Annotated in this window: 12 protein-coding genes; all 12 read right to left on the bottom strand. The window is 53.8% G+C overall.

All coding sequences use genetic code 11. The annotated features are described in order from the left end of the window. A partial coding sequence (locus ACRCWW_RS08855) for an ImcF-related family protein (protein ID WP_438682080.1) occupies positions 1 to 1,814 on the bottom strand: 1,814 nt, incomplete at its 3' end. Further along, the gene (locus ACRCWW_RS08850; RefSeq protein ID WP_438682079.1) at positions 1,801 to 2,955 is read right to left on the bottom strand and encodes a hypothetical protein; all 1,155 of its coding nucleotides are present in this window, start codon (positions 2,953 to 2,955) and stop codon (positions 1,801 to 1,803) included. The genes ACRCWW_RS08855 and ACRCWW_RS08850, both read right to left, overlap by 14 nt. A gap of 3 nt (positions 2,956 to 2,958) precedes the next feature. Next, complete coding sequence (locus ACRCWW_RS08845; RefSeq protein WP_438682083.1) at positions 2,959 to 3,225, bottom strand: PAAR domain-containing protein; 267 nt, start codon at positions 3,223 to 3,225, stop codon at positions 2,959 to 2,961. 53 nt (positions 3,226 to 3,278) lie between these two features. Beyond that, positions 3,279 to 3,848, bottom strand: a complete 570-nt coding sequence (locus tag ACRCWW_RS08840) for a tetratricopeptide repeat protein (RefSeq protein ID WP_438682078.1) — start codon at positions 3,846 to 3,848, stop codon at positions 3,279 to 3,281. 91 nt (positions 3,849 to 3,939) lie between these two features. After that, a complete protein-coding gene (locus ACRCWW_RS08835; protein ID WP_438682077.1) occupies positions 3,940 to 4,578 on the bottom strand; it encodes a DUF2931 family protein in 639 nt (212 codons plus the stop codon). Next, positions 4,575 to 6,158: a T6SS phospholipase effector Tle1-like catalytic domain-containing protein gene (locus ACRCWW_RS08830; protein ID WP_438682076.1), complete on the bottom strand. Its 1,584-nt coding sequence runs from the start codon at positions 6,156 to 6,158 to the stop codon at positions 4,575 to 4,577. Before ACRCWW_RS08830 ends, ACRCWW_RS08835 begins: the two co-directional genes overlap by 4 nt. After that, positions 6,155 to 8,701 carry a type VI secretion system Vgr family protein gene (locus ACRCWW_RS08825; protein ID WP_438682075.1) on the bottom strand — a complete coding sequence of 849 codons (2,547 nt, stop codon included), beginning with the start codon at positions 8,699 to 8,701 and terminating at the stop codon, positions 6,155 to 6,157. The genes ACRCWW_RS08830 and ACRCWW_RS08825 overlap by 4 nt, the downstream gene beginning before the upstream one ends. A gap of 79 nt (positions 8,702 to 8,780) precedes the next feature. Further along, entirely contained in the window at positions 8,781 to 9,008 is a 228-nt protein-coding gene (locus tag ACRCWW_RS08820) for a hypothetical protein (RefSeq protein WP_075183683.1), read from the bottom strand. After that, positions 9,005 to 9,610, bottom strand: coding sequence for a DUF2778 domain-containing protein (locus tag ACRCWW_RS08815; RefSeq protein ID WP_438682074.1), 606 nt, complete (start codon positions 9,608 to 9,610; stop codon positions 9,005 to 9,007). The genes ACRCWW_RS08820 and ACRCWW_RS08815 overlap by 4 nt, the downstream gene beginning before the upstream one ends. Before the next feature lies 1 nt (position 9,611). Beyond that, complete coding sequence (gene tssH / locus ACRCWW_RS08810) at positions 9,612 to 12,260, bottom strand: type VI secretion system ATPase TssH (RefSeq protein WP_438682073.1); 2,649 nt, start codon at positions 12,258 to 12,260, stop codon at positions 9,612 to 9,614. Between the two features lie 177 nt (positions 12,261 to 12,437). Next, the gene (gene hcp, locus ACRCWW_RS08805; protein WP_045781831.1) at positions 12,438 to 12,929 is read right to left on the bottom strand and encodes a type VI secretion system effector Hcp; all 492 of its coding nucleotides are present in this window, start codon (positions 12,927 to 12,929) and stop codon (positions 12,438 to 12,440) included. 4 nt (positions 12,930 to 12,933) lie between these two features. Further along, entirely contained in the window at positions 12,934 to 14,658 is a 1,725-nt protein-coding gene (locus ACRCWW_RS08800) for an OmpA family protein (RefSeq protein WP_438682072.1), read from the bottom strand.

Here is a 14,658-nt window from a genome sequence, read left to right as displayed (position 1 = left end):
TCGACATACAGATGTGCCACCTGAGAGAGCATCTTCTGGTACAGGGTCGACTCACTGTTACGCACGCCCATCAGACGAACCAGCAGGGAGCGCGCCTGGCTGACCATGCTTTCATCTGCCCGTAATTTCCACTCAGGATGCGTCGCCAGTTGCGCGCCATAGAACGACAGCAGTGACGGAGCCACGCCCTGCCAGACGCCGTCTTTCACGCCATCACGTTTTGGCCAGTCGTGCAGCAGTGCCGAACTGAACCAGGTCGCGTCCATATGCTCCGGACGGGCCAGCATCAGGTAGAGTTTGAGCTGGTCATAGGTAGTTTTTGCCATCTGCTCACGTAGCGGGCTGTCCGGCGGCAGCGCGTTAAAGGCACTGACTTGTTTTTGCAGATGGTCTGCGGCCGCATCCCGTAACAGCGGTAGCGCACTGTCCTGATAGCGTGGCCAGAGTGCCGCCAGCAGGGCATTGTTCTGACTGAGTCCGGCCTGCTCATACCAGGGCACACCGTGCTCAGAACGGTACTGCAGACGGGCCAGCGTTTTCTGCAGTTCAGACAGCGCGTGCAGGCGCTGCTCCAGCGGCTGATTCTGTCGGGCGGCAAGTGCGGCCTGGGCATTCGCGCCGTCAATCTGGCTGCGGTTGGTGACATACGCGATGCTCATCCACGCTGCCCAGCCCACCATCGCCAGGGCGACAACTGACGCAAACACTTTGCGCCAGGGAATGCCCGGTTTGCGCGGACGCAGCCCGGCAGGAAGCGTCCGGACGGATTCAGGTAAAACATCCCAGCGCTTATCCATGCCCCAGTGGTGCGGTACGGCACGTTCAGCCCCGGCAGAGGGCTGACTGAACACCACGCCGGCCAGCGGCAGCGGGCGGTACGGATTGAGCATCACCGACAGTGGTGCGGTCACGCTCTGTGGTTCGCGAATGAGCTGGTCAGCCAGCGTCAGCAGGAAGTTATGTTTCACCTCGCCGCAGGTCTGCTGCAGGCCCTGTGAAGTCAAATCCGGCGTCAGGGCGGAGAGTTGTTCTGCCAGCCCTTCGGGGCGACATCCGGCAGGTAACAGACAGCCGGTCGCCTGCGTAATGCGCCCTTCCGGCTTACCGGCGCGCGGGTGCAGGGACCAGACATACAGCGGGAGTTTCCAGCCAAGCGTTTCCATACGCGCGCTGATGGCATGAGACAGGGAATCCATGGTGCTTTCAGATGGTACCGGCAGCGGCTGTTCCAGTCCCGGTGCTGAAATCTGGTCAAAGGCCGAGGTCACCCACACAAGCCCATCCACCGGACGGCGGCGCAATTTTCGCAGCGCGGTCAGCCAGGCACTGTCTGCTGGCGTATTGAGGTCACCGCCCCACAGCAACAGCGTGCCGTGGTCTTCCTGCCAGAGCTGAACTGTCAGACCTGGGGTCAGTTGCTCAACCTCAGCGGAAGTACCTGTTATCAGCAGGATGCGCGTTTTACGACCCCAGCGCCGACCGTAGAGGTTACGCATAGCTTCACGGATGGTATCAACGGTGACATTGCGTGGGGCGGTCTGCTTGACACGTCCTTCATCGGCAGGCAGAACATTTTTTCGTTTTGCCTGAAAACGATGCCAGCCCTGTTTAATAGCGAGCGTGATGGTTTTGCCGTGGCGAAACACCATTAATAAAATCAGGGCGCCAGCAATTACCAGCCCTTTTAGTAATGGGGTATGCAGCCCCATCTGGTCACCGAAGTGCCAGATTAGCCAGGCAATCCCGCCTGCTAAAAGCGCGGAGAAACCCAATCTTCCCCAGCCTCCGCGCCATGCTGAATCACCCGTTGTCATCGTTTCGGTTCCCTGTTTGCACTGTATTAATAAATCTCTGCTCACCATCTGTAGAAAGCATCAGACAGTCTGCTTTTTGTATATTGACGATATCGCTGGCCACAGCGGTCATTATCCATGGAGAAAAGGGGCCGCTGAGCCCGGCATATTTCTCCAGCCAGTGGAGTTGTTCAGGTTTCCAGTGGCCGTCATAATCTTTTGCCGCTGAGAGCAAATCAGAAAATGCATTACCCCATTCCACTCTGTCGCCGACAATACTGGCGGTGGCACAGGCCTGAGTTTGTGTCGAGAAAAACGTATCCAGTAATTTTTCTGAAATCGCCATATCAAGAGCCATTGGACGCAAAATACGCGCATTAAGCGAAAGATTATATTTTGTGGCGACATCATCGGAGGTCAGCAGCAGGGTTGCGAGCGCATCACTGTACGCATCCCGTCCCTGTGTCTGGTGAATCAGGATTAAATTCACATCCAGCGTGGGTGATTTAATTCGCTCATCCAGTGTCAGGAAGGTCTTTGACGTAAGAATCGACAACTGTGGAACTGGGAGATCCAGAATGGCTGTATGCCAGGCCAGCGCGAATTCATCCTGCAACACCAGTATGTCATCGTGAGAATCTGTCAGCAGCGTGACGGCTGGTACTAAATCTAAAGGCAATGTTGCCAAAACTGGACTTAACCCGGCTAACAGAACAGAAAAATGGGTCTCATGGTCTTGCAGACAAATTCGTTGGGTCAGAGATGTGCTCTGCTCCAGCGTTGGCGGGGCTGCAATAAAATTTTGAGGCGTCAGATTTGCAGGCAGCATGACACCGCTATGCAATACTGCAATATTGCGCCCAGACCATTCCATCCACTGTTGTTGCGCATATTCTGCTTCGTTGGTTTCAAATTCGTGTGTGTCAAATGCATTGTTATAGAGCCAGCCACGCAGACAAAGAAAGAAAAACCAGACTACTGCTGGGCATAAGGTGACAACCCAAAGATTAAATGTTTGAAGTGGCCCTGCCAGTTTATTGGCATGCAGGACAAACAGCAGTACACAACCGACCAGCGCGAAAACCCCCAGCAGCATCCACAGGATGAATGAAGGCTCTTCAGGCTTCGTCGATATTGTTGATTTCTGACGCTCCCAGCTCATTACTTATCCTATTACACAATCCGGTGCACTGGAGATCACCTGACAGCCACACTCACAGCGGCAACCATCCACAACCACGGCTTTTCCGTCAGAGGTCCATTCAGGCGATCCTTCAATAATGGCATTAATGCCATGCCCCTCTTTTGGGCAGCTGACTTTATCGCCTACGAGAGCAACCTTCTTACCATTTACTACCATTGTTGATGAGGCAGAAATAACCTGGCCGCCATGCGTGGTTTTATCACCAATCAATACAAAACCTTTAGACATCCGAAACTCCATTTTTGACTTCCACATATTCATATCTTTATGCAGATAAAACATTATTTCTCTGTTTTAATTTCTTTTAACTTATCACACGCATTAGAATCACCTGCAGAGCAGCTTTTTTGGAATAACAGGATAGCCTTATTTTCATCTTTAGTTACCCCTTTACCATCAAAGTACATCGTTCCCAAATGATACATGGCTGAAGGTTCGCCTTGTTTAACTGCAAGCTCAAGCCAACCTCTCGCTTTATCATAATTCACTGTAACGCCCTTACCAGTAAGGTATGCGTAACCTAAATACATCTGAGCTTTAGCGTTATTGTTTTTCGCAGCTTTCTCATACCAGTAATTTGCTTTTGAATAATCTTGCTTAACTTTAATGCCACCATAATAGTAATCACCAAAATCTCGCTGAGCATCTGCATTACCTAATTCAGCCGCTTCTTTATAAAGCTGAAAGGCTATATCTAAATCTTTCGATGCTCCTCCATGACCCCAGCGATACATATTAGCCATTTCATATATATCATCGGCAGAATTTTTCGAGCCCGACTCAACTACAATAGACTGAGCAAAGCACGGAATGGAGATAATAAATGGGAAAAAGTAACGATATAATTTCATGAGAAGTCCTGCATCTAAAGGTAAGAGTGGGAATAAGCATTATTTTAGATGTTCACCGTGATGACGGAACCATATCAATGACATGCAATCACTACCAATTGCCATAGGGGTATTTCTTCCCTTTTATAAAACCAGGCGTTTCACCATAATAAACATACCCGTTGGGGTGTTTGGTTACCCCTTTGCACATATCTAGATTTTCCCCCGAAACAGTTGTGATTTTAGTAGCGGTTTGCTCAATATTTGGTTTGCCATTATTCTGCAACCAAACGCGCACTTTCCCCTCTGGTGCCAAACCAATCACCATATAACGAAAATAATAAGGCTCACTTGGGTTATCCCACTCTGGCTCTTTGGAAATCATTTTTTTCTTTGTTTCAGAGGCAAAAAACAAAGTGGTTTCATAAGTCTTTTTATCAATAATAGAGTCCCAACAAAACTTAATCATCTGTGGTGGTGCGTCCGCTTTATTAAAAGTAGCACCTGCTATTCCTGCATGCGCCCCCCACGTTCCGACGCTATTTCCTTGAGGCTGATCGATAGTTTTGAACACATAACCATATCCATCAGTATCTAGGAGTTTGACCAACGTAACCGTTGCAGGAAGCGCTTTTGGAGTGCTGAAAGTGAAATACCATTTATCCCAAGGGGCTTTGGTTTTATCTTGCGCAGTGGTGTCATTGCATCCAACTAGAAATAAAAATGGTAGCAATCGAATCATTAGCTTCATGCTTTTTCACCTCTCATATTCCAAATGGAACGCGTCCAGTTTTTATTTGGCATATTCACATAACCAATAAGATGTATTTTCTTCTCTGCTCCGTAAATTGTTCTTACCTGTTTACCATCCAACCAGACACTTTTGAACTTCACGCCGTTCCAATTCGCCGAACAGTGAATATATTTCCCAATGATCAGCAACTCTTCAGGAGTGAATGGAGTGGGGAGCCCACCTGCCCTGATTGTCTCTCCTTGTTTGATCGCTTTTTGGCTCAATAATTCAAGTTCACCAGGTAACTTCATGTCGGGGTCTTCAGGGTCAATGTCCTTGAAGCTGGCCCCTGACTCTTTTGCTGCATCCAACATTACTCTGAGCGGGATTTTCGACCAATCATTTCGCACGATACGTTTTAGGGTAATGCCTGCTCCAACATGTTTTTCAATCGTCCCGGTGCGCTGCACATCCATATCTACAATATATTCATGCCAACATTCCTCTTTCACTTCACCCGACGGTAGAATATACTCAAGTGCTGGCATTACTTTTAAATCAGGTAATCTTGCAGCAATGTTTTTATAAACATGTGTGTTTTCATTTACTGCATCTCTTTTAACCGTTTCACCGTCAGGCTCTGTCAGAAAACAATATTCTTGCTCATGGGGATTATACCCTCCGCCGATGTCGGAATGCACACCAGGTAGAGACAACTCCGGCCAGACTTCTTTTATACTATTAAGACTAAAGTTATATCGACATTCGTGCATTGCAGCAATCTGGAAAACTTTCTGTGCGATATCTTTAGGTAATGCCAGCTCAACGCCGGGATTCACTCCACCATGTACATCAAACAAATCACTTACCGAACCAACAGCACAGACCGTATCAAACAACCCCAGAAAACGGACCTCTCCGGCAGGTTTTCCATGCTGATTTCGCCCGTTTAAACCCTTGGTTATTGCTTGCTGTATCGCTTTGTCCCCATTTCTGACACGATTACAAAAATGGCGGGCTGCTGCAGCGCCCCGACTAAAGCCAAATACATCGAACTGAATTTTTTCGATCGCATAGTCAACTCCAGAATCACTACTGATAACACGTCGAATTGCATCCGAGATTTGCGAGATCCCTTCATTAACTTTATCAACGACCCCTTCAAAAACCTCACCAATACCCATGCCAATCAGGCTATCTTCTTTATCTTTCGAAGTACCTATACCCTGTATGTAGATTGCCTGTTGATAGAGCGTTTTATCTGAAGTAACCTGGCCGTCAATGGAATATAATGTGTTTAACCAATGGATATTAGAATAATATCCAAGATAGCTCCCGGCTCCATTGCTACTCATGTCCAGTTTACGAGTACAGGACTCGGCATCTACTTCCTTTACACCAACATCCATACCGGTACAGGTATTCAGCAAACGTTTATCGATGTTAAAGACATTATTTCCGGTACCATCAAAGAACATCCCGATCGTAATGGTAATGCCTGGGACAGGCTTTCGTTTACAAACAATTGTTTTTTCCGAAATGTTTACATCAGTAAAGTGTTCACAGTCGTTGGCTTCCCATGCATGGTAATTAGTCATGATTTTTTGCTCCCTGCAGTTGAGTTACCGGTTCCTAGTATTTCAATATTTAACTTACCTGGCATTGAAGTGTAGATAGGCATTGTTTTGCCATTTTCATCCGAGATACCTGAAAATACCTTGCCCTCGGCTGTAGTAACCTTGTATTCGGTCTTAGGAATGATGTTCCCACTCTCATCATTGAGAGCATAAACACCGCCATAACCTTTAGGGAATTCATGTGGAGGTGAGCTGATAGTCGTGGGTCCCATTTTCTGAACATTGGCACATTTCAACAGGATATTGCCTTCACAGCCCAGAATAATATTTTTACCTTGCAACTGGATGAACGATCCATCCAGATTTTTCAGCACGACATCTTTCGCCGCCGTAATTTCAACCCGCCCTTCCGTACTGGTTACGGCCACATCCTTTTTGGCTATCGCATCAAGCGCATCATCCTGAGCCTGAATTTCTACTTTGCCCTTAGCGGCAAAGAGTTTCATTCCGGCCTTACGAGCCAGCATGCTGATAGCTTCACCTGCCGCTACCGTGAAACGCTTCATAGCACTGATGTCTGCGTTATTTTGAGCTACAATCCCCACGCTGGCACTTCCCGAGGAAACGCGTACACCTTCCGGACTACTGATACTTATCCCTTGCGGGGCATTTAATAGCATCCCCGGCTGCGCCAGTTCTGTCAGTGCATCCGTCAGCATTTTCTGGCTCTGGATATCCGCCGGATACGCCTGAGCACCTTCAGCTGCATCTGACAAACTTCGAGCAATACTCAGTGCATTCTCAAGCTGGGCTATCGCTTCCTTCATAGAAAGCATCTTGTCCCCGGCAAACGGTTGTTTATCCGCGGTGATAAAGACCCCGGCACCGCCCCGGATGGAAACATGTCGGTCAGTACGCAGCTCAGCTCCTTCACCGCGTAGTTCCCGGGAAGCATTGACGTTGTGACCTAAATTGAGTTGGGTTTTGCCGCCATACTCCGTGCTGAGCTTAACGTGCTCTTCGCCGCGTTTATCCTCCATCCGCAGTTTGTTCAGGCCCGCAGTCCTGACCACATTTCGCGTGCTGTTGGCTTCAGTGACGTGGTCAACGTGACGGGAGTCGTGAAGGGCATGGGCTATATACGGGCGATCCGGATCGCCCTCATGGAACGCAATGGCAACTTCAGTACCCTGAATCAGTGGGAAGTGGAAGCCGTATTTGTCCCCACCGTAAGGTTTGGCAAAACGCACTGGCATGCTTTCCATGCCCTGGCGTTTATCGTCCCGGTCGGCATCGAACTTCACCCGGTACATGCCGGATGCATCCTGCCAGGCGTAAATGTCGTTATCTTTAGCGCTGGTCACGCGCGCCATCAGCGTACCGCTGACCACCGGGCGTTTTTTCGCGGCTGGACGCCAGCAGCGGTTCTCGTAGTACGGCATAGCCGCCCACTCCACCTTCAGCGCGTTCTGGCGGCTGGCGGAGTAACCGGCGCTGATGATGACGAGGCCATTTTCGGTTTCACGTGGCAGTGTCGGCGGAATAGCCGTCTCGGTGATAGTCAGCACCTGAGCCGGCCCCAGGGTATGGTCGGTACTACTGCCGGTCACGGTGGTCTGGGTGGACAGGAAGCGTTCATGCTCCAGGCGCGCCCAGAAGTTACCGGTTTCTGCCGTCGGTGTAATTTTGTCGCCACGTTCAAGGTGACGCGGGCGATAATGGTACACATCACCGTAGGTGTTCCCCTCTCCGTCGCCGCGGGTCATGTCCGCCGGCACAGACATCAGGACGTTCTGAGCCTCGCGATGGTTGTAGTCACCGGCCGTGACCGAGCGTTCCACCACGTTATGCCAGACGTGCACGTCCCACACCGAGTCGGCCGCATTATCATTCGCCCCTGACGGGCTGTTCAGCGGAAGTTTTTTCCCAAACGCCCAGGCGCTCTGCTTGTCCGCAAAGTGCACCACTTCGGTCTGGGTGTCAGGCTGCAGGGTGAAGAAGTAAAAAATCCCCACCTCCGCCAGCAGACGTTCAATGAAGGCGAGGTCGTTTTCCTGATACTGGTTAATCTGCTCACGCTTTGGATAGTCGGTTTTGAGGGTAAACTCATACTCCCAGCCTTTCAGGCCATGCTCCGTGAGTACCTCGGCAACAACTTCCGGCACCGACTTGTTGACGAAAAAGCGGTGAGTACGGAACTGATTACCCAGCAGCGCCAGAAACGGCTCCAGCACAATGCAGTACTGCGCTTCATCTGCTGAACCACCGGTACGCTCGAAATGCGTCACCACCCCGTGAACCACCTTGCGTTCCGTCAGGGAAAGCAGGTTACCCGCCCCCATGGTCAGGGTCGCTGGTTTACTCAGCATCTGGCGGGCATCAATGTTCTTGTCGGCACTGGTGAAGTTGATGGTATAGCTGTAAAGCTCGCTCATCGCTTCTGAGCCACTGAAGTCCTCCACGTCGATATCGGCTGTACAGGAAGGGATATCGAGGCGGTAGCGGTTCAGGGCTTTTCCGGTGACGGTGGCCACCATTGTGTTCAGGGTATCCGTCAGGCTCATGGCGTTGACTCCATTGTGTATTCGGTTATTCCGTCAGGGCTGGCGCTGGCCAGCATCGGTCAGTGAAGAAGAAAACGGACTATTTATTCGGGCGGTTACGCAGCCAGTGGATCAGGGTCAGCAGGAGGTATGCCCCGGCGCCGCTGAGCAGGGCTTTTATCAGGATGACCGTCATCGCAAGGTTATCCATCCCCTCCTCACCGTCTCCCGGCACCGGAAGATGGTTGATGACAAAATCGGTAAGGTTGCCATCGGGAAGGAAGAACGACCCGAGCAACGCCAGGACCAGTACGAGCAGGATTTTCATTCTGCGCTCTCCGTGCGTTTCTTCAGGGCCTGTTGTGCACGACGCTTGTCAGCGTCTTCCTTCTCCCTGACCTCTGCCTCGCACTGGCTGAAATCCGGGGTACCGCGTACATCAATACGGGCATAGGCCATCAGGCCGTTGCCACCCGGAACCGGAAACGTACCGCGGCTCAGTAACAGGCGGCGCAGATGCTGGAAGTCGCTGTAGCGACGCAGGGTGATACAGCCCCATGAAACACCGGTTCCGTCGCTGTTCAGCGGATGAAGGCGGAATCCGGTCCGGTTCAGGCCATTCACATTCAGACTGTCTTTCTTGGTTTTGTCGCTGAACAGCGCAAACCAGTCGCTGTGATGGTTGCGGTAGTGATGCCAGGCATCGATCGCTTCTGCACGAACCCGGTTGTAGAGACTGCCGGCAGGCCGGTCAGTGACCCAGTAGGTCCCGACAGGTATAGCGGCTTTTTCATGGTCGGCGCAGTCAGGGTTATTCATATAGAGCTCAATCCCCGACAGCACTTCAAACGTCCCGATGCCGTAGCATTTCAGGTACGCCGTTTTGCCATCTGCCGACAGGTTGCCGTAATCCATCATGCAAATCTGCATTTCAGCCTCCGTGCGCCTCATTAAACGCCAGCACAATCCCTTCTTCCTCACTCCAGCCGAGCGTCAGGGAGTGGGGTTTCTGTTTCGCGGCCATGTGGGTCAGCAGCTGCTGACTCAGCACCGGCAGAATTTGCTGATTGAGCAGGCTGTCGACGTTACGTGCACCGGTGTCCGGCAGCAGGCAGGCGGCAGTCAGCGCGTCATACAGGCTTTCATCAATGTTCGTGGTCAAACCGTAGTGACGGTGCAGACGCTTACTCACTTGGGCGAGCTTCATCTCCACGATGGTACGCATGGCGGTCTCATTCAGCGGGCGGTAAATCACGGTCTGGAAGCGGGCCAGCAGCGCCGGCTGGAAGTGGTCGCGCAGGATCGGGCGCAGCAGTTCGTGCAGGTCGGCTTCAGTGGCCTCCGGCTGCTCATCAAGCAGCTGCATCAGGTGGTCGCTGCCGAGGTTAGAGGTCATCAGGATGACGGTGTTACGGAAGTCGATTTCACGCCCTTCGCCGTCACGCATAAAGCCGCGGTCAAAGACCTGGTAGAACAGGTTCATCACGTCGCGATGCGCCTTTTCGACTTCATCCAGCAGCACCACGCTGTACGGGCGCTTGCGTACGGCTTCGGTGAGAATGCCACCCTGACCATAACCGACGTAGCCCGGCGGTGAGCCTTTCAGCTGCGACACCGTGTGCGGCTCCTGGTACTCGGACAGGTTGATGGTGATAAGTGACTTCTCTCCGCCGTACAGCACATCAGCCAGCGCCAGCGCGGTTTCCGTTTTCCCGACACCACTCGGGCCGACCAGCAGGAACACGCCCTGCGGGCCATTCTCTGACGTCAGTCCGGTCTTCGCCGCGCGCAGGCGCTGGGCGATAGCCTCAAGAGAAACATCCTGACCGACAACACGGCTGCCGATTTCGTTTTCCAGCGTCAGCAGTTCCGTCTGCTCATCTTTCATCAGGGAAGAGAGCGGCACACCGGTCCAGTCGGCAATCACGTTCGCCACCGTGCGGGTATCCACATCCACCTGAACCAGCGCATCACCCTGCTGTTCGTGCTCAAGCTGCTGCTGAAGTTTGCTGATTTCGGCCTGATGACTGATGTCCTGACGACTTGCCATCAGTTGTTGTGCCAGCAGCTTTTCATCGGTAAAGCGGGTTTCCAGCTGCTGCAGGGTGTTTTCCAGCTCAGCGCGTTGCTGCTCAATGGCACCCAGGCGGTCACCATGGCAGTTGCTGCCGGCGGCGATATCTTCCAGCAGAGCCTGTTCTTCCAGCTCTAGCGCGGTCAGCAGTGCTTTCAGGCGCACAATTTGTTCCGGCACCGTATCAAGACTCATGCGGACACGTGCAGCAGCGGTATCCAGCAGGTCAACGGCCTTGTCCGGCAACTGGCGACCGGTCAGGTAGCGGCGGGACAGCGTGACTGCGGCACGCACCGCATCGTCAGTGATGTGCACGTTGTGGTGTTCGGCATAGCGGGATTTGAGGCCTCTGAGCATCAGGCACGCGGTGTCATCGTCCGGCTCGTCGACCTTCACCATCTGGAAGCGACGTTCCAGCGCGGCATCGCGCTCGAAGTACTGTTTGTACTCGCTCCAGGTGGTGGCGGCGATGGTGCGCAGTTCGCCGCGCGCGAGTGCCGGCTTCAGCAGGTTAGCCGCATCCGCGCCACCCGCCTGGTTACCGGCTCCGATGATGGTGTGGGCTTCGTCGATAAACAGCAGAATCGGTACCGGTGACTGCTGCACCGCGTCAATGACGTTTTTCAGGCGCTGTTCGAACTCGCCTTTCACACCTGCGCCCGCCTGCAACAGGCCGAGGTCAAGGGTGCGCAGGCTAACCGGCTTGAGAGATTCCGGCACGTTGCCCTCGGCAATGCGCAGCGCCAGGCCTTCGACCAGCGCCGTTTTACCGACACCCGGTTCACCGACCAGGATCGGGTTGTTCTTGCGACGACGTGAGAGAATATCCACCATCTGGCGGATTTCGGTGTCACGGCCAAACACCGGGTCAATCTTGCCCTCTCTGGCTTTGGCGGTGATATCGAGGGTGAATTTATCCAGCGCGTTCTGCAGCGCCGGATTCAGCTCACCGTCTTTCAGCTCTGCACCGACCGGACGACCCACAAATTCCACTTCACCACCGTGGTTTTGTGCCAGCTCTTCTTCCTGCTGAACGTCCGGACGCTCGTCTGACTGCGCGTCCAGCAGCGGGCGCAGGCGCTCCAACTGGCTCTGACCGAGGGTCAGCAGTGGCCACAGACCATCGCAACGCGCCAGTTTAGGTTTATCAACCAGCGCCATCAGCAGATGCACACTGCGGATTTGCTCTTCACCATTGAGGGAAGCCAGCATCCAGGCTTCCTGCAACAGTTTCTGAATATCCGCAGATAACTGCGGGCGGCTGCGTACCGAGCGTGGTTGATTATCCAGCCAGCCGAGCAAATCCTGCCACAGCGCATCCATGTCCCACTCGTAACGGCGCGCCAGTACCGTCAGGTCACCTTCACCCTGTTCCAGCAGTTTCAGCAGCCAGTGCTCCGGCAGGATTTCAGCGTGTGCGCGGGTCTGGCACAGAGAGGCTGCACCTTCCATCGCACGGGCACAATAAGGGTTCAGACGTCGCAGCAGGATGGCTGGATTTTCCATGAAGTTCTCTCTTTGTCGGTTCCTGGACACGCTACCGCCCATCGCTGTTTCCCGTGAAGGGGACCAAAGCGCATACGGTCGGGCTGGCAGTTTGTGGGTTTCTTTGCTCAACGCCCGTACAGGCAGACGTTCAGCAAAGACAAAAAAAGCGGACAGAGGGGACTGTCCGCTTGTGACTTACGCGGTGGCGCGTTCGTTCCAGGAATCGGAATGAATGATGTTGCCGTCTTTGTAGGTCCAGGTGATTTTTTCGTAACGCAGCTCGATCTGCTCGAGGTGGTTATGCTTCTCGAAAGAAGGATCCTTGACGTCGTGCATCACCGGATTCACTTTCACCACTTTGACGTTCTCGAGTTTGGTGTTGAAGTACTCAACTTCCTGACCCGCGTCGTTGATTTTGTACCACTTGAATTCCGCAGACTTGAGGGTCTGACCGGTGGTCACCGCCTTGTACAGGTACGGGCTGGACGAGTCGATTTCCTTGGTGAACAGGAACGGGGTGTGGATACGGGTACCGGTCAGCTTGCCAGTGTTGTTGTCGGTCGGGATGTACAGGTTATGCTCCTGAGCGACAACTTCGATGCTGCCTTCACGATCCTGAACGTCCACAGAACCTTTAATGTCCGCGCCGCCGTCGTCTTTCAGCCAAAGATAAACAGGAATTGCCATGGAATTACTCTCCATTGTGTTGTGATGCGCCATCATCCTGCGATGACGCCTGGGTGTGGCCCGGTATCTGGCAGGCATTGGCCTGCGGTACCAGACTGATTTCGACACGGCGGTTGAGCGCGCGCCCATCCGGGGTGTCGTTAGTTGCGATCGGACGGCTTTCGCCATAGCCCTGCACCGCAAAACAGCTTTCCGGCACATCACCGGTGTCACGCATCCAGTCGCGTACCGCTTCGGCACGTTTCAGGGACAGCGTCTGATTAAGCTTCGGGTTACCGGTGTTATCGGTATGGCCGGAAACGACAATCAGCCAGCCCGGCTTCGCCTTAACACCGACCAGCGAATTGACCAGCATTTTGGTGGAGCCGGCTTTCAGCGCCGATTTGCCCGAATCGAACAACGACATGCTGTCGAGGCGAATGGTTTTCGGACCCTGGATGATTTTCTTAATGACCGGTGGAGGCGGTGGCGGTGGTGCCCAGTCACTGACGGCAGCCTCAACAGGTGGAACCAGACGCAGCCCCTGATACAGCCCCAGGCGATAACGCAGTGGCTCTCCGCGACGCGCCCAGTCGTCCAGCAGTGCGCCATCGGCCCGCAGGCGCTGTTGCGCACGCAGCTTCGGGGCAACAGGCTTCCCCGTCAGCTGGTGATATAACGCCAGGTGATCGCCAACATTACGAATGAGACGCTGGTTGTTCATCCAGGACGCCAGCATGGCAAGAGCCAGGAAAATCCCGCCCAGTAATCCGGCATAGCGCCAGAACACCATTCTGCGGCTGACACCACGTCGGCGTGGTAGCGCCGGCAGCAGCAGTTCAGGCAGCGGCAGTGGCTCGGTAGTGACAACAGCATCCGGTGGCAGCGCCGTCACGGAAGTGATGTGCTGTTGCCAGAGATTGCCCGTGATACCGCTCACCGGCACCATACACATGCCCTGCACGCAGGGCTTCATCACCGGCAGTTCGCCTTGCCGTACCGACAGCAGGTTAGTCACCGCGCTGTTCTGCCAGGCAAGCAGACTATCCAGCCACAGGCCCTGACTCAGACGTGAAAGACGCCCGTCTGAGCCGGGCTCCCGGGTCCACTCCGTCAGTGACACATTGCCCTGACCAGGCAGAAACACCTGAATTCCGCTTCGCTGGCTGACCGTGGTAAACCAGGCGGGCTCCGCCTCCGCGCAGGCCACAGAGGGCGATACCCAGGTCACAGTCCACAGCGGAGGGAGCGTGCCAAATGCCGCACGGCACTGGACGACAGCCCGCTGCCAGCCCCGCAGAGACTGGGTAAAATCATCACCGGAGGTGTGCTGTTCAGGCACCACCGCCAGCATGACGGAGATTTGCGACACCAGGGCCGGGCGCACCAGGCTCAGGTGCTGTGCCAGCAGTGGCAGTTGTTCCGCATCCTTCACCCACAGATACCAGCCCTGACGGGTTTCCCGGTGACGGGAGCCGGACACAAACAGCGGGGCGTTGTCGCCACAGACGAGGATAACCGCCCCCTGAAAATCTTCCGGCGGCAGGTTTTCATCCACAATTTCCCGGACAGCGGTCGCCCGCGCCTGCGAAGCCCGACGCTGACGCCAGAACATCACGCCTGATACCAGAATAACCAGCAGGCTGAGTGCCACACGGCTGCCCGTGGACAGTGGCCAGAATCCCAGAATGAGCCACAGTGCCAGCACGGCACCCAGGGCAGTTAACAGACTTCGGTACGCATCCCGCAT

Source organism: Scandinavium sp. (assembly GCF_051650185.1).
Lineage (GTDB): Bacteria > Pseudomonadota > Gammaproteobacteria > Enterobacterales > Enterobacteriaceae > Scandinavium.
The sequence above is the reverse complement of the archived record's forward strand: the minus strand, read 5'-3'. Positions and strand labels throughout refer to the sequence as shown.

What these genes read in the sequence shown, in the direction of transcription:
- ACRCWW_RS08850 (WP_438682079.1), bottom strand. Translation starts at nt 2,955, where the DNA reads ATGAGCTGGGAGCGTCAGAAATCAACAATATCGACGAAGCCTGAAGAG.
- ACRCWW_RS08845 (WP_438682083.1), bottom strand. Translation starts at nt 3,225, where the DNA reads ATGTCTAAAGGTTTTGTATTGATTGGTGATAAAACCACGCATGGCGGC.
- ACRCWW_RS08840 (WP_438682078.1), bottom strand. Translation starts at nt 3,848, where the DNA reads ATGAAATTATATCGTTACTTTTTCCCATTTATTATCTCCATTCCGTGC.
- ACRCWW_RS08835 (WP_438682077.1), bottom strand. Translation starts at nt 4,578, where the DNA reads ATGAAGCTAATGATTCGATTGCTACCATTTTTATTTCTAGTTGGATGC.
- ACRCWW_RS08830 (WP_438682076.1), bottom strand. Translation starts at nt 6,158, where the DNA reads ATGACTAATTACCATGCATGGGAAGCCAACGACTGTGAACACTTTACT.
- ACRCWW_RS08825 (WP_438682075.1), bottom strand. Translation starts at nt 8,701, where the DNA reads ATGAGCCTGACGGATACCCTGAACACAATGGTGGCCACCGTCACCGGA.
- ACRCWW_RS08820 (WP_075183683.1), bottom strand. Translation starts at nt 9,008, where the DNA reads ATGAAAATCCTGCTCGTACTGGTCCTGGCGTTGCTCGGGTCGTTCTTC.
- ACRCWW_RS08815 (WP_438682074.1), bottom strand. Translation starts at nt 9,610, where the DNA reads ATGCAGATTTGCATGATGGATTACGGCAACCTGTCGGCAGATGGCAAA.
- tssH (WP_438682073.1), bottom strand. Translation starts at nt 12,260, where the DNA reads ATGGAAAATCCAGCCATCCTGCTGCGACGTCTGAACCCTTATTGTGCC.
- hcp (WP_045781831.1), bottom strand. Translation starts at nt 12,929, where the DNA reads ATGGCAATTCCTGTTTATCTTTGGCTGAAAGACGACGGCGGCGCGGAC.
- ACRCWW_RS08800 (WP_438682072.1), bottom strand. Translation starts at nt 14,658, where the DNA reads ATGCGGGATGCGTACCGAAGTCTGTTAACTGCCCTGGGTGCCGTGCTG.